This window comes from Streptomyces sp. NPDC028419, assembly GCF_055565515.1.
In genome coordinates, this window is the sequence record NZ_JBVHUE010000029.1 from 98353 (window position 1) to 124987 (window position 26635).

Annotated in this window: 26 protein-coding genes; 11 read left to right on the forward strand and 15 right to left on the reverse strand. The window is 72.3% G+C overall.

Features of this window, described 5'->3' with window-relative positions:
* Positions 1–135 precede the first annotated feature (135 nt).
* From ACZ4UB_RS29285 to ACZ4UB_RS29305, 5 genes are all read right to left on the reverse strand, one after another.
* Complete coding sequence (locus tag ACZ4UB_RS29285) at positions 136–528, reverse strand: hypothetical protein (protein WP_468074700.1); 393 nt, start codon at positions 526–528, stop codon at positions 136–138.
* Between the two features lie 342 nt (positions 529–870).
* Positions 871–1959 carry an aldose epimerase family protein gene (locus tag ACZ4UB_RS29290; protein ID WP_468074702.1) on the reverse strand — a complete coding sequence of 363 codons (1089 nt, stop codon included), beginning with the start codon at positions 1957–1959 and terminating at the stop codon, positions 871–873.
* 83 nt (positions 1960–2042) lie between these two features.
* Entirely contained in the window at positions 2043–2321 is a 279-nt protein-coding gene (locus ACZ4UB_RS29295) for a hypothetical protein (protein ID WP_468074704.1), read from the reverse strand.
* Positions 2321–2587 carry a hypothetical protein gene (locus ACZ4UB_RS29300; RefSeq protein ID WP_468074706.1) on the reverse strand — a complete coding sequence of 89 codons (267 nt, stop codon included), beginning with the start codon at positions 2585–2587 and terminating at the stop codon, positions 2321–2323. The genes ACZ4UB_RS29295 and ACZ4UB_RS29300 overlap by 1 nt, the downstream gene beginning before the upstream one ends.
* A 138-nt stretch (positions 2588–2725) precedes the next feature.
* Positions 2726–3757, reverse strand: a complete 1032-nt coding sequence (locus ACZ4UB_RS29305; protein WP_468074707.1) for a LacI family DNA-binding transcriptional regulator — start codon at positions 3755–3757, stop codon at positions 2726–2728.
* A 495-nt stretch (positions 3758–4252) separates the two neighbouring features.
* On the opposite strand from ACZ4UB_RS29305, the gene chvE reads away from it, so the two are divergent.
* The 5 genes from chvE (at position 4253) to ACZ4UB_RS29330 (ending at position 11956) form a co-directional block, all read left to right on the forward strand.
* On the forward strand, positions 4253–5356 hold the full coding sequence (gene chvE, locus ACZ4UB_RS29310) for a multiple monosaccharide ABC transporter substrate-binding protein (RefSeq protein ID WP_468074708.1): 1104 nt from the start codon (positions 4253–4255) through the stop codon (positions 5354–5356).
* 57 nt (positions 5357–5413) lie between these two features.
* Positions 5414–6961, forward strand: coding sequence for a multiple monosaccharide ABC transporter ATP-binding protein (gene mmsA / locus ACZ4UB_RS29315; RefSeq protein WP_468074710.1), 1548 nt, complete (start codon positions 5414–5416; stop codon positions 6959–6961).
* 3 nt (positions 6962–6964) lie between these two features.
* Entirely contained in the window at positions 6965–8215 is a 1251-nt protein-coding gene (gene mmsB / locus ACZ4UB_RS29320) for a multiple monosaccharide ABC transporter permease (RefSeq protein WP_468074712.1), read from the forward strand.
* 211 nt (positions 8216–8426) lie between these two features.
* Positions 8427–9824, forward strand: coding sequence for a glycosyl hydrolase family 28-related protein (locus ACZ4UB_RS29325; protein ID WP_468074714.1), 1398 nt, complete (start codon positions 8427–8429; stop codon positions 9822–9824).
* 485 nt (positions 9825–10309) lie between these two features.
* Positions 10310–11956: a M4 family metallopeptidase gene (locus tag ACZ4UB_RS29330; protein WP_468074716.1), complete on the forward strand. Its 1647-nt coding sequence runs from the start codon at positions 10310–10312 to the stop codon at positions 11954–11956.
* Positions 11957–12013: 57 nt separating this feature from the next.
* On the opposite strand, the gene ACZ4UB_RS29335 is transcribed toward ACZ4UB_RS29330, so the two are convergent.
* Positions 12014–12793: an NAD(P)H-dependent oxidoreductase gene (locus tag ACZ4UB_RS29335; protein WP_468074718.1), complete on the reverse strand. Its 780-nt coding sequence runs from the start codon at positions 12791–12793 to the stop codon at positions 12014–12016.
* A 144-nt stretch (positions 12794–12937) separates the two neighbouring features.
* Between ACZ4UB_RS29335 and ACZ4UB_RS29340 the strand changes: the two genes are divergently transcribed.
* Entirely contained in the window at positions 12938–13810 is an 873-nt protein-coding gene (locus ACZ4UB_RS29340; RefSeq protein ID WP_468074720.1) for a helix-turn-helix transcriptional regulator, read from the forward strand.
* On the opposite strand, the gene ACZ4UB_RS29345 is transcribed toward ACZ4UB_RS29340, so the two are convergent.
* The 4 genes from ACZ4UB_RS29345 to ACZ4UB_RS29360 form a co-directional block, all read right to left on the reverse strand.
* The gene (locus ACZ4UB_RS29345; protein WP_468074722.1) at positions 13807–14625 is read right to left on the reverse strand and encodes an aminoglycoside phosphotransferase; all 819 of its coding nucleotides are present in this window, start codon (positions 14623–14625) and stop codon (positions 13807–13809) included. The two genes, ACZ4UB_RS29340 and ACZ4UB_RS29345, sit on opposite strands and share 4 nt — an antisense overlap.
* 153 nt (positions 14626–14778) lie before the next feature.
* Positions 14779–14991: a hypothetical protein gene (locus ACZ4UB_RS29350; protein WP_468074724.1), complete on the reverse strand. Its 213-nt coding sequence runs from the start codon at positions 14989–14991 to the stop codon at positions 14779–14781.
* Positions 14992–15076: 85 nt separating this feature from the next.
* Positions 15077–15874 carry a hypothetical protein gene (locus ACZ4UB_RS29355; protein WP_468074726.1) on the reverse strand — a complete coding sequence of 266 codons (798 nt, stop codon included), beginning with the start codon at positions 15872–15874 and terminating at the stop codon, positions 15077–15079.
* A 62-nt stretch (positions 15875–15936) separates the two neighbouring features.
* Positions 15937–16911: a helix-turn-helix transcriptional regulator gene (locus ACZ4UB_RS29360; RefSeq protein ID WP_468074728.1), complete on the reverse strand. Its 975-nt coding sequence runs from the start codon at positions 16909–16911 to the stop codon at positions 15937–15939.
* Between the two features lie 104 nt (positions 16912–17015).
* On the opposite strand from ACZ4UB_RS29360, the gene ACZ4UB_RS29365 reads away from it, so the two are divergent.
* Complete coding sequence (locus ACZ4UB_RS29365) at positions 17016–17423, forward strand: DUF3224 domain-containing protein (protein ID WP_468074752.1); 408 nt, start codon at positions 17016–17018, stop codon at positions 17421–17423.
* A 50-nt stretch (positions 17424–17473) separates the two neighbouring features.
* Here ACZ4UB_RS29365 and ACZ4UB_RS29370 read toward each other — a convergent pair whose 3' ends face one another.
* Complete coding sequence (locus ACZ4UB_RS29370; protein WP_468074730.1) at positions 17474–17698, reverse strand: hypothetical protein; 225 nt, start codon at positions 17696–17698, stop codon at positions 17474–17476.
* Here ACZ4UB_RS29370 and ACZ4UB_RS29375 point away from each other — a divergent pair.
* A complete protein-coding gene (locus tag ACZ4UB_RS29375; RefSeq protein ID WP_468074732.1) occupies positions 17684–18769 on the forward strand; it encodes a radical SAM protein in 1086 nt (361 codons plus the stop codon). The two genes, ACZ4UB_RS29370 and ACZ4UB_RS29375, sit on opposite strands and share 15 nt — an antisense overlap.
* Positions 18766–19857: a DUF1152 domain-containing protein gene (locus tag ACZ4UB_RS29380; RefSeq protein WP_468074734.1), complete on the forward strand. Its 1092-nt coding sequence runs from the start codon at positions 18766–18768 to the stop codon at positions 19855–19857. Before ACZ4UB_RS29375 ends, ACZ4UB_RS29380 begins: the two co-directional genes overlap by 4 nt.
* 16 nt (positions 19858–19873) lie before the next feature.
* On the opposite strand, the gene ACZ4UB_RS29385 is transcribed toward ACZ4UB_RS29380, so the two are convergent.
* Entirely contained in the window at positions 19874–21898 is a 2025-nt protein-coding gene (locus ACZ4UB_RS29385; protein WP_468074736.1) for a CASTOR/POLLUX-related putative ion channel, read from the reverse strand.
* Positions 21899–22103: 205 nt separating this feature from the next.
* Positions 22104–22778, reverse strand: a complete 675-nt coding sequence (locus tag ACZ4UB_RS29390) for a MerR family transcriptional regulator (RefSeq protein ID WP_468074738.1) — start codon at positions 22776–22778, stop codon at positions 22104–22106.
* A gap of 133 nt (positions 22779–22911) precedes the next feature.
* Between ACZ4UB_RS29390 and ACZ4UB_RS29395 the strand changes: the two genes are divergently transcribed.
* A complete protein-coding gene (locus ACZ4UB_RS29395) occupies positions 22912–24243 on the forward strand; it encodes a YhgE/Pip family protein (RefSeq protein ID WP_468074740.1) in 1332 nt (443 codons plus the stop codon).
* Positions 24244–24259: 16 nt separating this feature from the next.
* Here the strand turns inward: ACZ4UB_RS29395 and ACZ4UB_RS29400 are convergent, their stop codons facing one another.
* The gene (locus ACZ4UB_RS29400; RefSeq protein WP_468074742.1) at positions 24260–25234 is read right to left on the reverse strand and encodes a helix-turn-helix transcriptional regulator; all 975 of its coding nucleotides are present in this window, start codon (positions 25232–25234) and stop codon (positions 24260–24262) included.
* Between the two features lie 135 nt (positions 25235–25369).
* On the opposite strand from ACZ4UB_RS29400, the gene ACZ4UB_RS29405 reads away from it, so the two are divergent.
* Entirely contained in the window at positions 25370–25765 is a 396-nt protein-coding gene (locus ACZ4UB_RS29405) for a RidA family protein (protein ID WP_468074754.1), read from the forward strand.
* 15 nt (positions 25766–25780) lie between these two features.
* On the opposite strand, the gene ACZ4UB_RS29410 is transcribed toward ACZ4UB_RS29405, so the two are convergent.
* Entirely contained in the window at positions 25781–26434 is a 654-nt protein-coding gene (locus tag ACZ4UB_RS29410; protein ID WP_468074744.1) for a CatB-related O-acetyltransferase, read from the reverse strand.
* Positions 26435–26635 lie beyond the last annotated feature (201 nt).

Consider the following 26635-nt stretch of genomic DNA (forward strand, 5'->3'; position numbering starts at 1 on the left):
GGGCGCTCTCGCCGGGGCCCTCGGCGTGCGGGATCACCCCGGTGCGTTCGGCGCCGTCGGCGAAGGCGTGCACCCGCAGCTCGACGCCCTCGGCCCAGGCGGAGACCGGGCGCTGGCCGTCCACTGCGAACGGGATCACGCAATCCCGGCGGGCGCGCAGCGCCAGGGTGTGGAAGCCGTGCCGTTCGCGCATCGAGGGGGGCCGGTGACCCGGTCGCCGAACGGGATGCGGGTCCACGTCCGCTTGGGCACGTAGTACTCGACCGCGGCCTGCTCGGTGAAGACCGGGGCGCCCAGCGGGTGCTGCCGGTCGAGCGCGGCGGTGGCCGGATCGTCCGGGAAGTCCACCGCGGAGCCCGAGAGCGTCCGGTTCGACCTGGCCCGGCTGCGGCCGTCCTCGACACCCCGAGCCCCGCCGTGCCCGGGCTCGCCGAACTCGCACGCCTCGGCGTCGAGTTCGCGCGGACGGGTGCGCTGGTCGCCGGGATCGTGCCGGACGCCGACATCGCGGTGGTCGACTCGATGCACAGCAAGTAGCCGAGTCCGGTCCGTGCACCACGCCACCCTCGCCCCCTTCTACCGCGGCGCCTTCGAGGCCGGCCGCCAGGTGCGCATCCCGCACGCCCGCCAGCCGCACGTGCCCGGGGGGAACGCGGGGGCCCGGCACTCGAACTGGCCGCGCGGCGCCACCCCGTACCGGTTGTCCCCGAGCCCTGGCTGCCTGGCCGGCCCCGGTGCACCCGGCCCACGCGCTCGGTGCCCGCCGGCGGATCGGCCCCTCATCGCCCGGGACGTGCGGGGCTTCCTCGTGTCCTGAGCGCGACGGGGGCGGTGGGCCGACCAGGCCGGCCGCCCCGCGCGTTGCTCGCCCTACTCCGTGGAGAAGCGGTACGCCGTCCTCGACCGGTACCGCTCCCCCGGCCGCAGGACGGTGGAGGGGTACCGGGGCCGGTTGGGCGAGTCCGGGAAGTGCTGGGTCTCCAGGGCGATGCCCGCGTAGGCGGGGTACGGGCGACCGGAGCGGCCCCGCAACGAGCCGTCGAAGTGGTTGCCGGTGTAGACCTGGATCCCCGGCTCCGTGGTCAGGCACTCGACGCGACGACCGCTGGCCGGGTGGCTCAGGATCGCGGCCCGCCGGTAGCCGGTGCCGTCGAGCACCCAGGTGTGGTCGAAACCACGGCCCGCCCGGTGGAGCTGCCCCTGATCCTCGGCGATGGAGGTGCCGATCCTCCGGGCACGTCGGAGGTCGAAGGGGGTGCCGGCGACGGGCTCGGTCGGGCCGAGCGGTATCAGGTCCTCGTCGACGGGCAGGTACCCGGCGGCCTCGACCCGGAGCAGGTGGTCGAGCACCGTTCCGCTGCCCTCACCGGCCAGGTTGAGGTAGGCGTGGTTGGTGAGGTTGACGACCGTCGGAGCGTCCGTGGTGGCCCGGTAGGCGATCGAGAGCTCCCCGTAGGAATCGAGCAGGTACGTCACCTCGGCGGTGAGGTTGCCCGGGAACCCCTGGTCCCCGGCGCGGCTGCGGGTGCGCAAGCGGACACCGATCCGGCCGTCCGCCCGAACCGGGACACCGTCCCAGAGGCGGGTGGCGAAGCCGTCCGGTCCGCCGTGCAAGGTGTGGCCGCCGGCCTGGGTCGCCAGCCGGTGCGTGACGCCGTCCAGGCGCAGCGCGCCGTGGGCGATCCGGTTGGCATAGCGGCCGACGGTCGCACCGAAGAAGGACGCCTCGCCGAGCATGTCCGCCACGCTGTCGCTACCGAGGAGGACATTGGCCCGCCGCCCGGACCGGTCGGGCGCGTTCACGGCCTGGAGGCGGGCGCCCAGGCTGAGCACCTCCACCATCACGTTGTCCCACGAGCCGAACGTCCATCGGGTGACCGACCGCCCGTCCGGAAGTCCTACGAAGTCCTCTTGACTGAGCGTCAGTCGGCCGGGGGAGGCGAGTGCGTCTCTGGACACGGAACTGCTCCGTTCGACATGGTGCGGAAAAGGGCGACGCCCGCCGTCCTGGCGGGCGTCGTCGGGGCGGGGCGCGGCGGGGGTCACAGCCCTTGGGCCAGCCGGCGGTGGGCACGGTTGCAGCGCCGGTCCTCGATGAAGCGGCGCATCGTGGTCTCCTCGTCGATCTCCAGGAGTTCGACGCCGTGGTGCGGCGCGCCGGCGGTCAGCCGGGCCTCGGCGGATGTCTTCAGGTCGGGGTGCGGCTTCCAGGCAACACGGGCGAAGGGCAGGTGGGGCAGCGGCTCCGGCGCGGGGACCGCGCCGCCCTCGCCGCCGTAGCCGTAGCCGTAGCCGTAGCCGTAGCCGTAGCCGTCGGCCATCAGCCGCTGATCCGGTCCGCCCGGGGCAGCCAGGCGGCCGTCGCCGCCAGCGGGGTGCCGTACGCGAACGCGGCCGGGACGGCGGTACGCGCCGCCTCGCGCCGGTCCGCCGGGTGCCGCAGCGCCCCATCGGGCCGCAACACCGGCCCGGGGGCGGGCCGTTCGCTGTCGATGACGGCATGCGGGCAGTCGTGCACGGCGGCGCCCAGCGGGTCGACGCCGACGACGTGCCGGTCCGGGGCGGGGGCGGCAGGAATCGCGGTCACTTCCTCATCCTTCGTACGGGAGGTCTGCGTCGTCGCCCGCCGCAGGGGCGAAAAGCGCGGTGTTGTTTAACGTTCACGCAAATTGTGAGCGTTAACAAATGCGCTTGTCAAGGAAGCCCCAGGAGGGCGGCCACCGGGTCAGCGCCGGACGGCCGGGCCCGCGCTGCGTCGCAACACCATCTCCGGGGAGATCTGCACATGGGTCGGCGAGGGCGTGCCGCCCGCCAGCTCCCCGACGAGCAGCTCCAGCGCCCTTCGGCCGAGTTCACCGAAGTCCTGCCGCACGGTGGTCAGCGGCGGGATGAAGTAGCCGGCTTCCGGAATGTCGTCGAAGCCGACCACACTGATCTCGTCCGGGACCGACCGGCCCGCCTCGTGCAGCGCGCGCAGCAGGCCGAGGGCCATCTGGTCGCTCGCGCAGAAGACCGCGGTGACGTCGGGCAGTTCGGCGATCCGCAGCCCCGCCTGGTAGCCCGAGCGAGCGCTCCAGTCTCCGCGCTCCACCGCCGGTTCTGGGGCTCCGGCCGCACGCAGGGTCAGCCGCCACCCCTCTTCCCGGTCCTGGCTCTCCAGCCAGTTGGCCGGCCCGGCGAGGTGGTGCACCGTGTGGTGGCCCAGGTCGAGCAGGTGCCTGGTCGCCTCCCCCGCGCCGTAGCGGTTGCCCACCGACACCATCGGCACCTGGCTCTGGTTACCCGAACCGACCGCGACGAGCGGCACGGAGCTGGAGAGCCGGGCCACCGCGCTGACGGCGGAGGTCTGGGGCGCGATCACGACGACGCCCTCCACTCCTTGGTCGCGCAGCCGGTCGACGGCCTCCTGGACCGAACGGCCGTCAAGGGAGCGCAGGCTCGTCACGCTGACGGCGTACCCGGCGCTGCGCGCGGCCCGCTCGATGCCTTCGAGCATCGACGCGGGGCCGTACAGGGTCGAGTCGAAGCTGACCACCCCGAGGGCCTGCGAGCGTCGGGTGACCAGGGCCCGGGCGGCGGAGTTGGGCCGGTAGTCGAGCTCCCGGATGGCTGCCAGCACGCGTTCCCTGGTGTCGGGCCGGACGTGCGGGGCGCCATTGAGCACCCTGGACACCGTCTGGTGGGACACCCCCGCCAGTTTCGCCACGTCCGCCATCACGGGCAGGCGCGATTGCGTCCCGGCGTTATCGGTTGCCACTCGCAGTTCCCTCCTCGACTGCGGACCACAGTACGCGACCGGGGCGGGGCCGGACCGGTCCGGTGCCGGTCCGGCCCCGATCCGGTGCCGGCCCGGCCCCGATCCGTTTCTGGTCCGGTACGCGACCCTCGGTCCAACCGGCGGGCTCCCTTCATACGGCCACGCACGGAACTCGCACCTGACCGCACGTATCGCACGTACTCGTATGCACGCGCAGGCACTCGTATGCACGCGCACGCACTCATCCGTGCTCGCGTTCGCCGAGATCACCGTCCCGCCGCGCACACGGCGCACATCAGATTCACGGAAGCCCCCGACGCCCCTTGACGCCTCCGATGTGAGCGTTAACACTTCATTTCACGCCAGGCCAGAGCTACCGCAGACCACCGTTCCACGGCACCGGGAACCGCTCCGGCCGGCCCCGCCCGACCGCTCCCGGTCGCCCGACCAGGGTCGCTCCATGCCGGTCGCGGAACATCATCACTGGAGGATCTTGTGCGGAAGCTTTCAGCTGGACTCGTCGCGGTGGGGCTGACGCTCTCGCTGGCGGCCTGCGGCCAGAGCGCCAACGGCACCGACGGCGCCGGCGGCGGTACGGCCAAGGGCGACGCCAAGGGTGGGCTCGTGGGCATCGCGATGCCCACCAAGTCGTCGGAACGCTGGATCAACGACGGCACCAACATGGTCAAGGAGTTCCAGGCCAAGGGCTACAAGACCGACCTGCAGTACGGCGACAACGTGGTCGAGAACCAGGTCTCCCAGGTGGAGAACATGATCACCAAGGGCGCCAAGCTGCTGGTGATCGCCGCGATCGACGGTTCCTCCCTCACCAACGTGCTGCAGAAGGCCGCCGACGCGCACATCCCGGTCATCTCCTACGACCGACTGATCCGGGGCACCCCGAACGTCGACTACTACGCGACCTTCGACAACTACAAGGTCGGGGTCCTCCAGGGCACCTACATCGCCGACAAGCTCGGCCTCAAGGACGGCAAGGGGCCGTTCAACATCGAGCTGTTCGCCGGCTCACCGGACGACAACAACGCCACCTTCTTCTACAACGGCGCGATGAGCGTCCTCAAGCCGTACATCGACCAGAAGAAGCTGGTGGTGCAGAGCGGGCAGACCGACTTCAACCAGGTCGCCACGCTGCGCTGGGACGGCGGTGTCGCCCAGTCCCGGATGGACAACCTGCTGAGCAAGGCCTACACCAGCGCCCACGTCGACGCCGTGCTGTCGCCGTACGACGGCATCTCGATCGGGATCCTCTCCTCGCTCAAGGGCGTCGGCTACGGCGGCGCCAAGGCACTGCCCGTCGTCACCGGCCAGGACGGCGAGTTGGCCTCCGTGAAGTCGATCATCGCGGGCGAGCAGACGCAGACGGTATACAAGGACACCCGGCAACTCGCCAAGGCATCCGTCCAGATGGGCGACGCCCTGTTGACCGGAGGCAAGCCCGAGGTCAACGACACCACCCAGTACAACAACGGCGTGAAGATCGTTCCGGCCCAGCTGCTCCAGCCGGTCAGCGTCGACAAGGACAACTACCAGAAGGTCCTGGTCGACAGCGGCCAGTACACCGCGGACCAGCTCAAGTAGCCCGTGGGGCCCGGTAGACGGGCCCCGCACCGCCCCGAACGATACGGACGCACACCCATGGCCGGACCCCTTCTCGAAATGCGGTCGATCAGCAAGTCGTTCCCCGGCGTCAAGGCGCTCTCCGAGGTCAACCTGGCCGTCGCCGCCGGTGAGGTGCACGCCATCTGCGGTGAGAACGGCGCCGGCAAGTCCACCTTGATGAAGGTCCTCAGCGGGGTCCACCCGCACGGCGGCTACGAGGGCGAGGTCCTCTTCGAGGGCGAGCCCTGCCGGTTCAAGGACATCCGGGCCAGCGAGCAGCGCGGCATCGTCATCATCCACCAGGAACTGGCCCTGGTGCCGTACCTGTCGATCGCCGAGAACATCTTCCTGGGCCACGAGCACGCCAGCCGGGGCATCATCAGCTGGCGCCGCACGCTCAACCACGCCGCCCAACTGCTGCGCCAGGTGGGCCTGGAGGAGAGCCCGCACACCCGGGTCGCCGACCTCGGCGTCGGCAAGCAGCAGCTGGTCGAGATCGCCAAGGCGCTGGCCAAGGAGGTCAAACTGCTCATCCTGGACGAGCCGACCGCCGCGCTGAACGACGAGGACAGCCGCAAGCTGCTCGACCTGATCCTCGAACTCAAGGCGCAGGGCATCTCCTGCATCATCATCTCGCACAAGCTGAACGAGATCGCCCGGGTCGCGGACTCCGTGACCATCCTGCGCGACGGGCGCACCATCGAGACCCTCGCCATCGGTCCGGAGGGCATCTCCGAGGACCGGATCATCCGCGGCATGGTCGGCCGCGACCTGGAGCACCGCTACCCCGAGCGCACCCCCGACATCGGTGAGACCGCCTTCGAGGTCGAGGACTGGACCGTTCGGCACCCGATCGACCAGCAGCGCACCGTGGTGGACCGGGCCACGCTGCACGTGCGGCGCGGCGAGATCGTCGGCATCGCCGGACTGATGGGCGCCGGCCGCACGGAACTGGCGATGAGCGTCTTCGGGCGCTCGTACGGGCGGTGGAGTGGCGGGCGGGTGCGGCTGCACGGCCGGGAGATCCGCACCCGGACGGTGCCGGAGGCGATCGGGCACGGCATCGCCTACGTCACGGAGGACCGCAAGCACCTCGGACTGAACCTCATCGACGACATCAGCCGGAACATCTCGCTCAGCGCGCTCGGCAGGATCGCGCGGTTCGGCCGGGTCGACCGGCACGAGGAGAGCAGGGTCGCAGAATCCTTCCGGCGGACCATGAACATCAAGGCCCCGACGGTGTTCACCCGGACCGGCACGCTCAGCGGCGGCAACCAGCAGAAGGTCGTCCTCAGCAAGTGGATCTTCGCCGAGCCGGAGGTACTGATCCTCGACGAGCCCACCCGGGGCATCGACATCGGTGCCAAGGCGGAGATCTACACCGTCATCGCCGAGTTGGCCGCCCAGGGCAAGGCCGTGCTCGTCATCTCGTCCGAACTCCCCGAACTCCTGGGCCTGTGCGACCGGATCTACACCATGGCCGAAGGCCGGATCACCGGCGAAGTCGCCCGCGCCGACGCGACCCAGGAAAACCTCATGCGGCTCATGACCATGAGCACCGCATCCAGCAACGAGCAGGTGTGAGGCATGGCCCCGACCGAGATCATCCCGGACTCTTCCCCGAAGCCGAAGGCACAGAAGACACCGAAGGCCGGCTCGAGCCGCTCCGTCGGTTCCGCCCTGGCCGGCGCGCTGCGCGGCAACGTACGCCAGTACGGCATGTTGGTCGCGCTGGCCCTGATCGTCCTCCTGTTCCAGATCTGGACGGACGGCATCCTGCTCCAGCCGCTCAACATCACCAACCTGATCCAGCAGAACGGCTACATCCTCATCCTGGCGATCGGCATGATGATCGTCATCATCGCCGGGCACATCGACCTCTCCGTCGGATCGCTCGCCGCCTTCGTCGGGGCGGCGGCCGCCGTGATGATGGTCAAGCACCACATGCCCTGGCCGGTGGCCGTGCTCGCGGCGCTGGTGATCGGGGCGCTCGCCGGGGCCTGGCAGGGCTTCTGGATCGCCTACCTCGGGATCCCGTCCTTCATCGTCACCCTGGCGGGCATGCTGCTCTTCCGGGGCGGCACCCAGATCCTCCTGCAGGGCCAGTCGGTCGCCCCCTTCCCCAAGGGCTTCCAGAAGATCAGCAGCGGCTTCCTCCCGGAGGTCGGCCCGCACACCGACTACCACAACCTCACCCTGCTGCTGGGCCTCGCGGTGCTGGTCGTCGCCGTCCTCCAGGAGCTGCGCGGGCGGCGCCAGACGGCCTCGTACGGGCTGGAAGTGCTCCCGCTCGGGCTGTTCCTGACCAAGCTCGCGGTGATCACCGCGGCCGTGCTCGTGTTCACCCTGCTGCTGGCCAGCTACCACGGCGTGCCGATCGTCCTGTTGATCCTCGGCGTCCTGCTGGTCGGCTTCGGTTACCTGATGCGCAACTCGATCATCGGCCGCCACACCTACGCGATCGGCGGGAACGAGGCCGCGGCCAAGCTGTCCGGGGTGCGGAGCAAGCGCGTCGTCTTCCTCGCCTTCACCAACATGGGCGTCCTCGCGGCGCTCGCCGGACTGGTCTTCGCGGCGCGGCTCAACGCCGGCACGCCGCAGGCCGGCATCAACTTCGAACTGGAGGCCATCGCCGCCGCCTTCATCGGCGGCGCCTCCGCCAGCGGCGGTGTGGGCACCGTCCTCGGCGCGATCATCGGCGGTCTGGTCCTGGGCGTGCTGAACAACGGCATGTCGCTCGTCGGCGTCGGCACCGACTACCAGCAGGTCATCAAGGGCCTGGTGCTCCTCGCGGCCGTCGGCTTCGACGTCTACAACAAGCGCAAAGCCGGTTCCTGACCCCGGGTGCTCGCGGCCGGGACTGCTGGCCCGGTACCGGGGCAGTCCCCCGCGGGTGCGCCCTCGCGCCGTCGGTGATCTGGTCGGCCCACCCCGTGGCCGATCGAGGATCCGGCGGCGCTCCGGTCGTCGGTCGGCGGGGCGGCGAGGCCGTGGGCAGCGCCGCCCGCTGCCCCGAGGTTGTCGGTACCGGCTGACATGATCATGGCCGATGATCCGCACCACCGAGGGGGAGACCATGACCGCACAACCGAGGACCCACCGCAGAGCGCTGCTCACCGGGGCCGTGGCCGGACTGGCCGGCGGCGCGGCCGTGTTGGCGACCGGCACGAGCGCCGCCGCGGCGCCGACCGCCGCGGGGACGCCCGACTGGTTCGACGTGAAGGCCCACGGCGCGGTCGGCGACGGCGTGGCCGACGACGCGCCGGCCATTCAGCGGGCCCTCGACGCGGCGGCCGCCGCGGGCGGCGGCACCGTCTACTTCCCCGTGGGGAAGTACCTGGTCAAGCCGGTCTCCGGGCTGCCGGCCCTCGCCGTCAAGGGCGACGGCATCCGCCTCGAAGGCGCCGGTGCCAAGGCAGCCACCCTGATCAAGGGCGGCGACGGCATCCTGCTGCGGATGTCCGGGACCGGCACCTCCGGCTCCACGGGCTCCACCCACCGCCGCTACTGCGCGGTGGAGGGCCTCGGCTTCAACGGCAACCGCAAGACCGGCCTGCTGCTGGAGCTCTACTACAACAACAACTCCTTCTTCCGCGACGTCTTCATGTCCTCCAACAACGACATGTGCATCGACGCCGTCGAATTCTGGGACTCCCGCTTCTACAACCTCGTCATCGAGGACAGCACCGGCACCGCCGGAAGCACCACCCAACCCAACATCTGGCTGCGCAACGCCTCCTCCGCCACCGCGGACACCTGGGGGTACAGCCTGGACAACATCAACCAGATCCACTTCATCGGCTGCCGGCTGGAGGCCTTCGGCACCGGCGCCCTGTGGATCGGCCAGGGCGCCGTCACCGCCAACAACCCCAACGGCGTCTACGTCACGGACTGCAAGTTCGAGACCTCCCGGATGCAGGGCGGACCGCACCTCAAGACGGACGCCGGTTGCACGCACGTCTACGCGACGAACATCTACTGCTACGCGGGCGACTTCGCGGCGGGGACCCCCGCCACCGCGCGCAACATCATCGCCTGGGCGGCGAGTGCCAGCGCCCTGGAGAACGTGGTCATCGCCAACAAAGCGGGCAAGGCCACCGTCAACGCGGGCGTGGCGCTCTACTCCGGACCCGGCTCGACGGCGGTGCTGCGCAACGTCGTCGGGCTCTACGGCACCGCGCCGACCGGCACGCACATCTACTACGAGCAGTCCTCCACCGGCGACTTCCGCGTGGAGAACAGCTACGGCAGCAGCGGCGCCCAGGCGACCGGCACGGTCCCGGTCAAGAACGCCCCGAACCCGCCACTGCGGCTGGTCCCGGGGCCGGTCACCGACGCCTCCTTCACCCGCCCGCCCCTGGACGGCACGATGGCCGTCGACTCCGTCAACAAGCGCCTGTACGTGCGGGTCGGCGGCCAGTGGCTCTGGTCGGCCCTGAACAGCTGACCGCCGCTCCCCCGCCTCCGGCCCACCCGCCGGGCAGCGCCACCACTGAGCGGGGTGGCACTTATCCGCCACGTTCATCCCGCACCCCACGGCTGGACACACCGCGGTAATGCACCCGTAACCGTGCCGGGTTTGTCGGATTCGGCGTCGATCCGCCGAATCGCACCCCGAAATACTTGCAGTAACCACGCTCCCGAGGTCCCGTTCGGCCGAAATGCGCATCTCGGCTGACGGGGTCTCACTTCTTGATGGTCCGTCAATTCTGGCGGGCGTGCGCCAATCCTCCCGGCCCTCTGTGCATGCGACCAGGTCGATTGTCATGCTTCCGACAGCTTCGTACGGCGCGCCCAGTCGATCCCCACCCCGACGGGCACGGCTTCCCGTGCGGAGCCGCAGCACCCGTTCCGCCCCCTGCGAGCACTCACCCAAGTGCCCCGGAACGAGGTGCGACCGCGCACACGCGGTTGGATCGGAAGGAAGATCACGTGAAGCGAAAGCTCACTGTCGGAGCCGTACTCTCCGCCTCGGCCCTGCTCGCCGGTGCCATCCAGGTCAGCTCCGGAGCGGCACAGGCCGCTCCCACCCCCGCTCCCGCTTCCGGCCCCGCACAGCAGCGCGCCGCCGACCTCGCCCGGGCCACGGCCGAGGCGCCCGCCGCGGCCCGCACGCTGGGCCTCGGCAGCACGGAGAAGCTCGTCGCGAAGGACGTCGTCACCGACGCGGACGGCAGTCGCCACGTCCGGTACGAGCGCACCTACAACGGGATGCCCGTGCTCGGCGGCGACCTCGTGGTCCACCAGGACGCCAAGGGGGCCGTGAAGTCGGCCGACAAGGCGGTCCAGGCTCCGATCGCCCCCGCTTCGCTCTCGCCGAAGCTCTCTGCGGACCAGGCCGCCACGAAGGCCTCCGGAGCCGTGCAGGCCACCGTCGGCATCACCAAGGACGCCGACGAGCCCGCCCTCGCCTCGGTCGGCCGCGCCGGCACCCCGCGCCTGGTGGTCTGGGCCACCAGCGGCACCCCGCGCCTGGCGTACGAGACCGTCGTCGAAGGCGTGCGCGCCGACGGCACCCCGAGCCGGCAGCGCGTCGTCACCGACGGGGAGAGCGGCGCGGTGCTCTCCACCCACGAGAGCATCCAGACCTCCAACGCCACCGGCAGCGGTAAGGGCGTCTTCGTCGGATCGGTGCCGCTCACCACCAACCTGAGCGGCTCCACGTACCAGTTGAAGGACGCCACGCGCGGCGGCCAGTACACCACCAACCTCGCCAACAAGACCTCGGGCAACGGCACCCTCTACACCGACGCCGACAACGCGTGGGGCACCGGGACCGTGTCCAACGGCCAGTCCGCGGCGGTCGACGCCCAGTACGGCGCCGCGGCCACCTGGGACTTCTACAAGAACACCTTCGGCCGCAGCGGCATACGCAACGACGGGGTCGGCGCCTTCAGCCGGGTCCACTACGGCCGCAACTACGTCAACGCCTTCTGGGACGACGACTGCTTCTGCATGACCTACGGCGACGGCGCGAGCAACACCCACCCGCTCACCGAACTGGACGTCTCCGGCCACGAGATGAGCCACGGCGTCACCTCCAACACCGCCGGCCTGAACTACTCCGGCGAGTCGGGCGGCCTGAACGAGGCCACCTCCGACATCTTCGGCACCGGCGTGGAGTTCTACGCCAACCTCGCCTCCGACAAGGGCGACTACCTCATCGGCGAGCTGATCAACCTCAACGGCAACGGGACGCCGCTGCGCTACATGGACAAGCCCTCCAAGGACGGCGGCTCCGCGGACTCCTGGTCCGCCGGCGTCGGCAACCTCGACGTCCACTACTCCTCGGGCGTCGGCAACCACTTCTTCTACCTGCTCTCCGAGGGCAGCGGCGCCAAGACCATCAACGGCGTCTCCTACAACAGCCCCACCTCCAACGGCGTCGCGCTCACCGGCATCGGTCGGGACAAGGCCCTCAAGATCTGGTACCGCGCACTCACCGTGCACATGACGTCCACCACCGACTACAAGGGCGCCCGCACCGCCACGCTCAATGCCGCGGGAGACCTGTACGGCACGACCTCCGCCGAGTACAAGGCCGTGGCCGCCGCCTGGTCCGGAGTCAACGTCAACTGATCCGTACCGCGACGATGACGGGCGCCCCCTCCACGCCGTGGAGGGGGCGCCCTCGTATCAGCCGCGCACGTGCAGCCCGAAGCCGGTACGGCCGGTGGGCTCCAGCCCCTCCTTCAGGTGCAGCGAGGGAATCTCGTAGTCACCGAAGTTCTGCCGCCGGAACGCGATCGGCTCGGTCGACTCCAGGGTGCGCAGGCGCTCCTCCCAGGCCTTGGCCACGTCCGGGTACTCCTCGGCGGTCATCCGGTCGGTGCCGTACAGCACGAACGGCGGCAACACCTCGATGCCCGGGTAGTAGAGGATGCCGTGCTGGATCGGGAACAGCAGGTCGTCGATGGGGCCGTTGATCCCGCGGGCCGCGTAGTGCGACCGCGGCCCGCCCGTGGTCACGGACAGCAGGGCCCGCTTGCCCGCGAGGGTGCCTTCGCCGAAGCGCTCGCCGTACTGGGTGGCGCTGTGCTCCCCGACCCCGTACGCGAAGCGGTAGGTGAACACCCGGTCCACCCATCCCTTGAGGATCGCGGGCATCGAGTACCACCACAGTGGGAACTGGAAGACGATCGTGTCCGCCCACAGCAGCTTCTCCTGCTCGGCCAGGACGTCCGGGGTGAGCGTCCCGGCCTCGAACGCCCGGCCCGAGTCCAGGGCGACCTTCAGCGGAGTCGAGGCGTGGGGGCCGTAGTCCTCGGCGTCCACGACCGCCTTCCAGTTCATCGCGTACAGGTCGCTCACCCGTACCTCGTGCCCCTCGGCTTCCAACGTGGACACCGCCAGGTCCTTCAGCGAGCTGTTGAGCGAGTGCCGCTCGGGGTGGGCGTGGACGATCAAGGTCTTCACGGGAGCTCCTCGGGAACGGTTCGGATGCCCTCGATCCTGGCCGCCGCGGCGCCCGGCGTTCAGGGGCGCGCCTTCCGTCGGACGGGACTTCCTGGTATTGGCAGGGCCACCCTCCCCTGCCGGGGCGGAGCCATACTGGGGGGCATGGACGATCTTGCAGGTTTCCTGCGCACCCGGCGCTCCCGCGTCGCCCCGGCCGCCGTCGGCATCCCCGTCGACAGCCGCCGCCGGGTCGCCGGGCTGCGCCGCGAGGAGGTCGCGCACCTGTCGGGAGTCAGCGTCGACTACTACGTGCGCCTGGAACAGGGCCGCGCGACGCAGCCTTCGGATCAGGTCCTCGACGCGCTCGCCCGGGTCCTGGGTCTGGACGAGACCGAACGCGGACACCTCGACCGGCTCGCCCGGCAGCCCCGCCGGCGACCGAAGACGCCGAGCGGCCGGCTGCGGCCGGAGCTGCTCCGCGTCCTGGACCTGGTCACCGACGCACCCGCGCTGATCATGAACCACCGGCTGGACGCGCTCGCCGGGAACCGTCTCGCCCGTCTCCTCTTCGGCCGGCCGATGCCGGGCCTGAACATCGCCCGGCACGTGTTCCTGGAGGAGGCCGAGCGCGGCCTCTACGCCGAGTGGGACGACTGCACGCTCGACGTGGTCGGGCACCTGCGGCTGGCGGCCGGCACCTACCCCGAGGACCCCCGCCTGACCTCGCTCATCGGCGAGCTGGCGATGGGCAGCGAGCGCTTCCGTCACCTCTGGGCCCGCGCGGACGTGCGCGCCCGCACGCACGGGCGCAAGGCGTACCGGCACCCGCTGGTCGGCCTGTTGGAGCTGCACCAGGAGAACTTCGCGCTGCCGGACGCGACCGGCACGGAACTGCTGGTGATGTCCGCGGCCCCCGGCACCCCGACCGCGGACGGGCTGCGCCTGCTCGCCAGCCTGTGCGGGGACGCGGGCACCGCGCCGCAGCCCGAAGCGGCCGGCGCCCCGCTCCCCGGTACCCCGGGGCAATACGGCTAGGGCGTCTGCCAGTAGTCGGCCCAGGCGCGGGCCGCGGCCACCGTGCGCTCCAGGTCGGTCGTTCCGTACTCCTGCCAGGCTTCCCAGGACCGGGCGTCCGCTTCGGCCAGGACCGCGACGGCCTCGCGGGGCGCCCGGGCGAAGGCGGGGACCCGCGCGCACCAGGTCGCGGCCTGCTCGGGAGTCTGCCGGCCGTCCAGGACCAGCCGTTGACCCCACAGGACCGCGTCCACCCACCCGGGGCCCCGGGCCGCCCACGCCCAGTCGATCAGCCACGTCCGGTCGGCCCCGGGCAGGAAGTTGGTCGCCGCCGGGTCCCCGTGCACGAGCCCGTCGCCGATCAGGAGCGGTTCGTCGGCCGGGTCGCAGTACTCCTTCCACCGCTCCCACGCCGCCGGCAAGTCGGCCCCGGGCGGCGCGGCCGTCGTGCTCAACTCCCGCAGGACCGCGGTGACGGCCTCCAACTGCGGGCCGGCCTCGGCGTCGAAGTCGGCCCAGGGCGACGTGCTCGTGATGCCCGCGAACCCCAGGACCGTCCAGCCGCTCACCGAGATCCGCCACAGCAGACGCGGCGCGAAGGCGGGCAGGTAGGGCGCGACCCTGCTCTCCACGTCCAGCTCCGCCGACCGCTCGTGGCCCTCGGGCAGCCCCTTGACGAAGACGTGCCCGCGACCGGGGACGGACAGCAGGGCAGCGAAGCCCGCGCTGCTCCCGTTGACCATGTCGGCAGCGGAACCGCCCGCTCCGACCCGGTCGGCGATGGCGTGCCGTACGGACGCGGGCAGTTCTCCATAGGAGCGCGGGGCGACACGCACGGCCATTCACCTCTGGGGTGCTGCGGGTCCTTCTCCGGCCTCCGCAGGCTACCGGCCCCGCCGGGCGGCCCGGGCCCGAACCCGCGAACTCCCGCCGCCAACTGGGCCGTCTCTTTCGGATCTTGCCGGGCGACAAGATCCGAAAGAGACGACCTAGTCTCCGCCGCCGGAACCGTTCGCACCGCGGCGCCGCGACTTCGCCGAGCGCCGCACCACGGCGCCGGCGGCGAGCGTCACGGTGGCGACCGCGCGGGCCCAGCGGGGCCCGCCCCGCTCGGCCCAGAGCACGCACGCGCACCCGCCGACCGCGAGCACCAGGATCCCCGCCAACACCAGAGCGACCATCGTTCCCACTTCCCCGCGCATGCGGTCGCGCCCACCGGTCCGCGCGGCCTCGCTGATCGGTCCCGGCCGGTTCCGGGGGGACCACCGTCCTTGCGGTGACCTCAGGTCACCCGGCCGGCCGTCCGACAGTACGGCGTCGGTGCTCGCCGCGCAGCACCCGGGCGGCCGCCGCGGCGTCGTAGGCCCCGCAGGCGGTGCCCGCCCAGATCGAGGCCTGGCGGGGCAGCGCGTAGTACGGCACGAGCAGGGTCACCGGGCGGTCGCGCTCGTCGCGGACGGTCCAGAGGGCGGGCAGTACGTCGGGGGCCTCGCCCGCGACGAGGGCGAGCCGGCACGGCTCGCACGCCGGGCGGCGCGCCGCGGCGGCCTCCCGCGCGACCACCCGCCGCCCCTTGCGGCCACCGCGTTCGCGCGGCGGCTCGGCGGCGGCGCCGTGCAGGGGGTTGTAGAAGCAGCGGGGCCGTGGCACGGGCGGGCGTTGCCCCAGGTGCCGGGCGCGGGCGGCGGCGAAGAGTTCGACCGCCCGGTCCGCGAGCACCACGCAGGCCGCGAGGTCCGGCAGGTCCTCCGCCTCGTCCAGCAGTTTGCCGGCCGCCTGGTAGGCCTCGGTGGCGGCCAAGTAGTCCCGTCGCACCGCGCTCTGTCCGGGGTCCGGCGTGAACTCCGTGCGGGGGTCCGCCAGTAGCTCGCCCACGCGCGTGACGTGCTCGGCGGCGGCAGGGGCGAGCTGCTCGCGCAGCGCCTCCCACTCCGCCCGGACCCTCTTCTCCCGCTCGCGCGAACGGGACCGGCCGGACGGTTGCGGGCGGTTGGGACCGTCCGGCAGCCGCCCGCGCAGCCAGCGCAGATCCGGCAGGCCGGCCAGGATCGCGCGCAGCGGATGCGGTACCCGGTACTTCCCCACGGATCCCCCTCCGCAGCCCACGATCAGTGCTCCACCATAGTCGCCGGCCCCTTCGCCCAGGGTCACTCGGGGGGTGGCGCGTAGCGCTGCGCCAGGGCGCGTGCGGCGCGGGCGACGGCGTCGCGCAGCTCCGGCGGGTCGAGGACCTCCGCCTCCGGACCGAGCCCGAGCAGGTCGCCGACCGCCACGGCGGTGGTCTCCACGGACAGCAGTACCTCCACCCAGCCCTCCCGGTCGGGCGGCCCGGCCCCTTCGACGGCGCGCCGGCCGGCCGCACCGAGCCGCATGGGCAGCAGCCGCGCGGCGTCCGGCGAGATCCGTAGCCGGGCGGTGTCGTGCCGCAGCGCGGCCTCCATCCGTCGGGACGCGTGCTCCCAGTAGGACGCCAGGGCGAAGCCGGTCGGTCGGTCGAAGGTTTCCGTCAGCTCCTCCACCGCCAGGAACCGCGCGACCCGGTAGGTCCGTACGGAGCCCTCCCCCAGCGCCACCACGTACCAGATGCCCGCTTTGAGGACGAGGCCCAGGGGGTGCAGGTCCCGGTGCACCTCACCGCGCCAGCGTCGGTAGTGGGTGCGCACCGCGCGCTGTTCCCACACGGCGCGGGCGAGGGCCGCCAGGTGGGGCACCGGGTCGGCGTCGCGGAACCAGGCCGGCGCGTCCAGGTGGAAGCGGTCCTGGACGCGCCGGGCCCGGTCGGCCAGGGCGGCGGGGAGCGCGGCGTGGAGTTTGAGCTGGGCGGTCGCCAACTCGGCGCCCAGGCCCAGGTCGTTCGCCGGGCCCGGGGCTCCAACGAGGAACAGCGACCCGGCCTCGGCGTCGGTGAGCCCCGTGAGCCGGGTGCGGTAGCCGTCCAACAGGCGGAACCCGCCGGCCGGTCCGCGTTCGGCCAGGACCGGGACGCCCGAGGCGGCGAGCGCCTCGACGTCGCGGTAGACGGTGCGGACGGACACCTCCAGTGCGGCGGCCAGTTCGGGGGCCGTCATCAGGCCGCGGTTCTGGAGCAGCAGGAGCAGGGACAGAAGCCGGTCGGCGCGCATGGGGCCCATTGTCCCGCCGTACCTGACAAGAGGTGTCAGGTATGGCGGCCAGGCTGTTCACCTACCGCGCGGGGCAGACCGCGCGGCCGGACCAGAGGACGACCATGCCCGTACGGACCACCGGCCAGTTCACCGCCGCCGATTGGGAGGAGCAGCCGCTCGGTGCGGGAGGCGCGCACCCCACGCTCGCCCGCGCCAGCGTCGTCAACACCTTCACCGGCGGCATCGAGGCCGCGGACACCACCTGTGACTACACGATCGCGTATGTGAGCGCGACGACCGGTACGTTCGCCGGGATGGAGGTCCTGCGGGGCAGTCTCGACGGCCGCAAGGGCGGCTTCGCCGTCGAGGAGCGCGGCTCGTTCGACGCCGACGGCACCGTGCACTGCGCCTTCGAGGTCGTGCCGGGCTCGGGCACCGGCGAGCTGACCGGGCTGCGCGGTGCGGGCGGCTTCACCGCGCGGCACGGCGAGCCGTCGGTCGCGTACACCTTCGACTACGACCTCGGCTGAGACCGGACCCCGCGCCTCGAACGCCGGCGGGGCGGCGGTCGTGGGCCGGGTCACCGCGGCCCGGCGGGAGCCGGGTCGACCAGGGCGTGCAGGCCGGATACGGCGGCCCCGCGCAGGCGTTTGGCCTCGATCGTGCCCATGCCGACGTGCAGGGCGGTCGCGCCGTGGGCGTAGGCGTCCTCGATCGGCAGGTAGTAGGTGAGGTTGAAGTACAGATGGGGCGCGGGGTGGCGGCGGTCGTGGGCCGCGCCCCCGCCCTGTTGCGACCCCGCCACTTCGAGCAGATATTCGCCACCATCGGCGAGATCTACCCCAACTGGCGCTCCACGGCGGAGGAGATCGCCGTGGAGGCCACCCCGTCGTCGATCGCCGACGCTCCCGAGGAGTTCAAGGCCCTCATCGACATGGGCCTCACCCGCGCCAACGTCGGCATCCAGTCCCTCGTCCCGCGCGAGATCCGCGAGGCCGGCCGCGGCGGCGAGGACGAGGACGTCATCCGCCGCGCCGTCCGCACGGCCCAGGACCTGGGCCTACCGGACCTGTCCACGGACCTGATCATGGGCTTCGCGGGGCAGACCCCCGAAACCTGGCGCCAGAGCGTGGACGAGCTGGCCGCGCTCCAACCCACCACCATCAGCACCTACTTCCTCACGGTGCGGCCGGACGCCTGGTTCTCCAGGACGGGCGCCTACCAGTACATGTGGCAGCCCGAGCTGTACGAGCGCTACGACTACGCGCGCCAGGTCTTCCTCGACCACGGCTACGTCCAGGAGGGCTCCGTCCGCTACAAGAAGCCCGGTCGCGGCGGCTACGCGCAGAAGGTGCTCACCTTCCACGGCGTGCCCCTGCTCGGCCTCGGCGTCGGCGCCCGCTCCTACACCAGCGTGCTCGACTACATGTGCGGCAGCGTGAAGCCGTCGGCTGCCGAGGTCGCCGGCTACATCACGAAGGCCAAGAACCACGCACTCGCCCCCGTCACCGGCTTCGAGCTGACCGCCGAGGAGATCGTCCGCAAGCGCCTCGTCCTCGACACCTTCGACCTCGACCTCGGCGAGCTCGACCGCTTCGGCTACCAGGAGCACGCCGGCGAGTTCGAGCCCGTGCTGGAAGCCGCCGAATCCAACGGACTGATCCACCGCCTCGGCCGGCGCGTCCAGCTGACCCCCAAGGGCTTCAAGTACCGCGACGTGCTGTCCTGGATGTTCTACTCCGGGTCCGTGAAGGACCTCGACCGCGAGTACTACGAGCGGCTGCACGCGGCCAACCGGCGCGCGCAGAAGAACATGGGGGCGACGCCGGTCCGGATCACCGGGATCGACCTGCGCGAGCGCGAGGGGGTCGCGTGAGCGGTCTGTACGTCGCGGCGGGCGGCGGAGGGGATCCCGTCGGGACCCTCGTCGCCGCCCGCGCCCTCGCGGCGGACCCGGCCGGACCGCCCGGACCTGCCGGCCCGCCGCTGATCGCCACCTACGCGTGGGAGCGCCCCGAGGTGGACCCGACCTCCGGCCCGCTCGGCGCGGCGGACTTCGACGGGCTCGTGCACGAAGCCGGGGGCGGCCGGGGCGACGGTTTCGCGGCCTTCACCCCGGCCAGCCGGACCCGTCCGCCGGCCGGGTCGACCATGCCCGCCCTCGCCCGGGACCTGCCCGCCCGGCTGCTGCTCCTCGACCCCGGCCGGGGACTCGCCGCCCTGGCCCGGCAGATCGCCTCCATGGCCGCAGGGGCGGGCGGCCGGATCCACGTCGTCGACATCGGCGGCGACGTCCTGACCCACGGCGACGAGCCCGGCCTGTGCAGCCCGTTCGGTGACGCCCTCACCCTCGCCGCCTGCCACCTCACGGGGCTCCCCACCACCGTGCACGTCGCGGGGCCCGGCCTCGACGGGGAGATCGACGAACGGATCCTCCTCGAACGCCTCGCCGCGAGCCGGCCCCTCGTCCCCGACCGGGACGCGACGGCGGCGGCCGCCCGCGCACTGGCCTGGCACCCCTCCGAGGCGTCCGCGCTGTGGGCCGCCGCCCTGCACGGCGCCCGCGGCGCCGTGCGCACCGTCAACCACGTCATCGCGCTCACGGACGCCTCCCCGCGGCTCTACCCCGTGCCGCTCCAGGAGGCCGTCGGCCACAACCCCGTGGCCCGGGCCCTCGTCGAGGAGCTCCCGGCGACCCTGGCCGCCGCCGACGTCTCGCACCGGCTCACCGGCATTCCCGGGCTGGCGAGCGAACGCGCCCGAACGCCGCGGCGGGAGCCGCCCGTCGGGGGGACCGCCCTCCTCGACCGGGAGGGGGCCGTGCGGACGCTGCGCGCGGCGGCCGACGGAGCCGAGCACATCACCCTCCGCTACGCGGCCCGCGCCCTGGGCCTGACCTGGTCGGACGTCCCCGCCCTGCGGGCCCTCCTCGCCACGGACACCCCGCTCCTGCGGCTCGGCTGACCGGTCCGGGCGCCCGTCACGAGGTGCGGAACGGCAGGCGGGGCGAGGGCGTCGTACCGGCCGCCGGGGCGGGGGCGGGCGCGACGGGGCCGCGGGAGGCCGGTCCGGGAGCGAGGACGAGCACGCAGTCCTGCGGCCCGAAGCACACCTCCTCCCGCTTGTCGGGGTTGATGCGCACGCCGTGTGCGGAGCCGTCCGGGCCGCCCGGGCCCTCCGGCTGGAGCCGGTACCCGATGACGCAGTGCCCGCGGCGGCGCCCCGCCTCCACCACGGTGGCGTAGCAGACGGGGCGTCCGGTGACGACGTAGTCGGCGGCGGGCCTCAGGTGGAGGGTGTCGCCGGTGGACGCGAGCAGGCTGTCGAAGACCGCGGCGAGGCTCCCGTCCTGCGCGATCTGCGTCATCAGCAGGCTGATCAGGCGGCTGCCGACGATGAAGTCGGCGCCCTCGCGGGCGGGGGCCAGCAGGCGGTTGCGGTCGTCGGCCATCTCGGTCACCACGGCCAGTTCCCGGCCCGCCGCCTCCTCCAGGGCCCGCAGGTGCAGCAGCGTGACCAGGGTCCGGTCATCGCCGCCGAGGGGCAGGCCGCCCGCCTCCGGGCCGTCGTACCCCAGGACCACGGCCCGGTCGAAGCCCAGTGGGTCGAGCGCCGCCAGTACGTCCGGGTCGCTCACGTCGCCGTCGAGGACGGTGACCGGCATCCGCCGCCCGGGCGTCCGGGCGCAGCGGTCCGCGTCCTTCAGGTGCTCCTCGCCCTCCGCCATCACCACCAGCACGGAGCCGTCGGGGACGCACGCGTCGAGCTGCTCGATGATGCGGGGGGCGCGGGGGTTCCAGCCGAGCATCAGGAAGCGTTCCGGGGAGGGCCGCGAGGGCGGGGCCGTGACGACCGCCCGGTCGTCGACGGGCAGGGGCCGGTCCGTCGGGACGGCCGTGTCGTCGTCCTCGGTGATCACCACGATCCGGTCCCGCACGCCGAGGACGCTCGTGGAGGGCGGGTTGAGCTCCACCCGGCCGTCGGCGCGCAGGAGACCGATCACGCTGGAGTCGGCGTACGCGAAGAGGAGGTCGCCGAAGGTGCTGCCGGCGAGGGGGCCGGCCGGCACGGTGTAGATCTCGTCCCCGTCGAAGTCGAGCAGGGCCCGGTAGACGAGCGAGAGCCCGGGCTCGCAGGAGGTCCTCGCGATCAGCCGGGCGGTGATGTCCTCGATGTTCAGCACGTGCCCGAACGGTCCGGCGGCCAGCTCGGCGGCCCGCTTGTGCCGCCCGTCGCGGACGGCCGCGACCACGCCGGGCCGGGCGGGTGCGCCGAGTCCGCGGACCGCGGCTTCCAACGCGAGCAGGGTCTTCACCACGTGGGCGTCGCCCTCCTCTCCTTCGTGGGTCAGGACCAGCACGGCGCGGGCCGTCCCGGGTGCGACGAGGGACACGAGGGCGGGGTCGGTGGTCGTCCCGCTGCGGCAGATCAGCCGGGTCCGGCCCAGCCGTCCGACGGCGTCGGTGATCTCGTCCTCCATCTGCGCCTTGTCCTTGGGGCCGAGGACGGCGAGGGCCGCCCGGCGCTGGTTGGCGTTGGCCGCGATCAGCTCGGAGACGATCGGGAAGACCTGGTCGGACCAGCCGAGCAGGACCGTGTGCCCGGATTCCAGGACGGTGGAGCGGCCCCGCCGCAGCGCGAGGACCTTGTCGTTGAGGCCGGTGGTGATGAGGCTGACGAGGGTGGAGACGAAGAGCAGCGCGACGAGGGCGAGCACCACCGAGAGCAGCACGTACAGGGGACTACCGACGGCGCCGCCGAGCTTGAGGGTCTGGCCGACGCTCACCCACACGGCCAGGGCCCGGCCGGAGGGGGTGGTCGGGGCGTGGTCGTCCGCCCACACCAGGGCCGTGCTGGCCGGTACGACGACGGCCGTGCACATCAGGACGAGCCAGCCGATCAGCACCGCCGTGCCGCGGGCCACCATGGTGTCGAACCAGTAGCGCGTGCGCGCCCAGGTGGGTGCGGTCCGTCCTGCTCGGCCCGTGGGCCCGCGTCCTGACAACCGGCGTTCCTCGGTGGGATGGCGCGGCGGGTGCCCGCCGTGCCGCGGACCGCCCGGCACCGACGGATGGGTGCAGGCGACACCTTATCGGCGGGTCACGGCGGGGAAACGGCAATGCGGCTAAACCCATCCGCAGCGTGACGAAGGGGACTCGTTTTCGGATTCCGGGCCGGTTCGGGGCCGCTGCGGGGCCCGTCCCGCGGACTTACGGGCGCGGCGCGGTCGGGCCGGCGCCGTCGGCCGTCAGGCGCCGGCGGACCTGGTCCTCCTGGGCGAGTCGGCGCAGCAGCTCGAAGACCGGGGCGCAGATCGCGAAGACGATCACCGCCCGCTCGGCCAGGGCCACCGGGTCCTCCAGGACCGCCGCGCGTTCCAGGTCCAGTCGGGCCACCTCCTCGGCCAGCCGTGCGTAGGCCGCGAGCTCGCCCGGGCCGTACTGCGCGTCCAGCCGCCGCAGCTCCCGCAGGGCGGTCGTCAGCCCCTGCACGTGCGGCGACGTGTCGGGGGCCTGCCAGTCCAGGGACGTGAGCAGCTCGGCCACCTCCGCGGCGGCGGCGGGGGTGGCGCCGTCGTCCTCCGCCGACCCCGCGCCGCCCTGGGCGGCCACGGGCACCGGGAGGGCGTAGCTGACCGCCCCGAGGGCGCCCTCGGAGGTCTCGGCCTGGTCCACGGCCCCGAGCACGTCCCGGGTCGCGGCGATGGACAGGCCGCCGAGCGTGGTCAGCGCCTTGATCAGCCGCAGCCGCTGCGCGTGCTCGTCCCCGTACTCGGAGATCGTCGCGGAGGTGGCCCGGCCCGCCGGCAACAGGCCCTGGCGCAGGAAGTACTTGATGCTGGCGACCGGTACGCCGGTCCGCCGGCTGAGCTCGGAGATCTTCATGCGGCTTCCCTGCTGGTCACGCGGTCCGGCTCGCGCCGTCGGCGATTGGACACCGCAACAAGATACTGCCACTATCCACCATCTGGATACCTTCAGTATCCAGCCTCAGGAACGCAGCCGCACCGGAGAATCGATGCCTCAGCCCAATCCCCCCTCCGTGCTCCGCCGACCCCGGTTGTGGATCGGTACGGGCCTCATCGCCGCAGTGGTCTCCATGATGTTCGCCCTGCTCTACGTCGGCGGCAACGTCAACCCCAGGGGCAACCTGCGCGATCTGCCCGTGGCCCTGGTCAACGGGGACCGCGGCGCCGACGCGGGCGGCCGGCACCTCGCCCTGGGCGAGCAGGTCGTCGCGGGGATCCGCAAGACCGCCGAGGGCGACCGGAGCATCGACTGGCAGGTCGTCAGCCGTGCGGAGGCCGACAAGCGGCTGGGCAGCGGCAAGGTCTACGGCGCCCTCGTCATACCCGAGGACTTCTCCGCGACGGTGGCCGCGCTCGGCTCCCCCCAGCCCGCGGCCCCGGGCAAGGCCGCCCCGCCGACCATGACCGTGCTGACCAACCAGGCGGCCGGCAGCATCGGCTCCTCGATGTCCTCCCAGGCAGCCCAGAAGGCAGCCCACGCCGCCTCCGCCTCGATCGGCCAGGAGCTCCTCAAGCAGGCCGGGGCCCAGAAGACCCCGCTCCCCACGGCCGCCCAGCTGCGGCTGGCCGACCCGGTGACCGTGGCGGTCGCCGACGGCCACCCCCTCGGGTCGCGCAGCGCCATGGGTCTGAGCGCCTTCTACTACGCGCTGGTCCTGGTCGTCTGCGGCATGCTCGGCGCCAACCTGGTCAACTCCCAGGTCGACACCGCGCTCGGATACCTGCACACCGACTACGGCCCCATCCGCAAGCGCGAACCCGTGCAGCACACCAGTCGCGTGCGCACCCTGGCCATCGGCATGGCCCTGATGCTCGGCATGTCCGTGGTCATGGGCACCTTGGTCGAGGTCGCGACGGTCGGCATCCTCGACATGGACGCCTCCCACCTCGGACTGCTGTGGCTCTACTCGGTCGCCACCATCGCGGTCGTCGGCCTGGGCAGCCTGGCCCTCTTCGCCGCCTTCGGCACCCCGGGCATGCTGCTGGCCACCATCGTCTTCGTCGCGATGGCCGTTCCTTCCTCCGGCGCCACCGTGCCGCTGCAAGCGCTGCCCGGCTTCTTCCGCGCCCTCGCCGAGTTCGAGCCGCTGCGCCAGATCACCGAGGGCCTGCGCTCCCTGCTCTACTACGGGGCCCAGGCCGACGCCGGTCTGACCCGGGCGTGGACCTCGATGGGCGTCGCGCTCGTCGCCGCCCTGCTCTTCGGCTTCGCGGTCACCCGAATCTACGACCGCCGCGGGCTGCACCGCATCCCGCACCCCGACGACGAGTCCCCCACGACGCGGGAGCCGGCCGAGGTGACGGAGCCCGCCGGCGCCTGATCGGCCTTCGTCGGCGTCACGGGCGAGCCGCTCCGTAGCGGGCGGCCATCGTGGCGGCGCGGTGGTGCAGGGCGGTGCGCACCGACCGCGGTGACAGGGCCTCCGCGTCCGGGCCGAGCTGCCACAGCGCCCATTCGGCATGTCGCGCATCCTGGAACGTCAGGTCCAGCCGCAGCCGACCGTCCGCGTCGGGTTCCTCCGCGCGCACGGCCACCGCGGTGTCCACCAGGTCGTCCCGGCGCTCCGGTGTCACCCGTACCAGGACGGTGATGTGGTCGCCGCCGAGGAACCGCGCGCAGCGGTCGCGCCAGATCCGGTCCAGATCGACCCGGTTCGGCCGCTCGGCCGCCTCGGCGAGCTCCTCGGCGGCCAGCACGCGCGACAGTCGGTAGGTACGGTCCTCGCCCGATCTCGTCGCCAGCAGATAGCCGCGGTCGCGCACGGTCACCAGGCCGATCGGGTCCACCGTGCGCCACCGTGGCGTCCCGTCCGTGGGCGCGTAGCGGATGCGCAGCTTGTTTCCGGCGAGCACCGCACGACGGACCTCGATCATCGCGGCGTCGGACACCTCTTCCGCGGTCGAGCGGCGCGGGAGCAGGTCGGTCTCCGGATCGACGAGGAACCGCCCGGCCGCGTCGCTCACGGTGGCCCGGTGCCCTTCGGGCAGCGCGTCGACGACCTTCCGCAGGGCCGAGGCGAGCGCCGGGCCGAGGCCGAACGCCCCCTCGCCGCGCCCCGATCCGGCGGCCAGCAGGGCGAGCGCCTCGTCGCGGTTCAGTCCGGTGAGCTCCGTCCGGAAACCGGGCAGGAGCGCGAAACCGCCGTGCCGGCCCCGTTCGGCGTAGACGGGGACGCCGGCCGCGGAGAGCGCCTCGATGTCACGCAGCACGGTGCGCGTGGACACCTCCAGCTCGCGGGCCAGGGTGTCGGCGGTCAACCGGCCGCGCTGGCGCAGCAGCAGGACCAGGGAGACCAACCGATCGGCGCGCACGGCAGAACGCTATGCGAATACCTGACCGAAGGTGTCGTGATTCGCGACGAGGCTCGTCCACACGACGTCGAAACCGACGTCTGCCGAGCGGGTCGACGTACGTCCCCGCGACGAACGGATGGAGTTGGTGTGGCGGTGGAGCGCACGGCGGTCAACCCGAGCACGTGGTCGGTGCAGTCGGGGTTCAACCAGGGCGAGGTCGTGTCCGGGCACTCACGGACCCTGTACGTCTCGGGACAGACCGCGATGAGCGGCGACGGCGAGCCCCTGCACGACGGGGACATGGCGGCGCAGTTGCGCCTGAGCACGGACAACCTGGAGGCGGTGCTCGGCGCGGCCGACATGTCCCTCGCGCACCTGGTGCGGCTCAACGTCTACACGACCGATGTCGACCTGCTGTTCCAGCACTACGGCGAGCTGGCGGCGCGGTTGGCCGCGGCCGGGGTGGCGCCGCCCACCACGATGCTCGGGGTGGTGCGACTGGCGATCCCCGGCCAACTGGTCGAGCTCGAGGGGACCGCCGTCGTCTGAGGCGACCTCGTGGTGTCAGGCCGGGTCGATCCGCGACGCGGCCTCCTCCAGCTGGGCCACGGTCCCCGACATGATCTCCCGTACGTGCCGGGTGATGGATCGCACGGGCCAGTCCCACCACGCCACGGCGAGGAGTCGGGCGACGTCCGCGGCGTCGTAGCGGGTGCGGATGAGCCGGGCGGGGTTGCCACCGACGATGGCGTAGTCGGGGACGTCCGCGGTGACCACGGCGCCGGCGGCGATGATCGCGCCGTGACCGATGCGCACACCGGGCATGACCGTGGCGCCGTGGCCGAACCACACGTCGTTGCCGACGACCGTGTCGCCCCGCACGGGCAGGTCGGTGAGCAGGTCGAAGTGCTCCGCCCACGAGCCCCCCATGGTGGGGAACGGGAAGGTGGACGGTCCGTCCATGCGGTGGTTGGCGCCGTTCATGATGAACCGGGTGCCCGTGCCCAGGGCGCAGTACTTCCCGATGACGAGCCGCTCGGGGCCGTAGTGGTAGAGGACGTTGCGCGTCTCGAAGGCGGTCGGGTCGTCCGGGTCGTCGTAGTAGGTGAAGTCGCCGACCTCGATCAGCGGCGACTTCACCAGTGGCCCCAGCAGGACCACGCGCGGATGCTCCGGCATCGGGTGGAGCACGGTGGGGTCGGCGGGAACGGGTTGCATCGCGGAGGCGGTTCCTCTCCATCGCACCGAGAGTGACATCTGACGCACCGACATGCTGGCACGGCCCGCCGCCTCGATCAACGCGATACCGACCGCCGCCCGACGGCCTAGGTGTATTGATCACGAGCGTTGTTGACACTCGGTAGGTCTTGAACATGACGAAGACCTCCGGTGTGGTGGGAGCTGTCTAGGAACCCATTG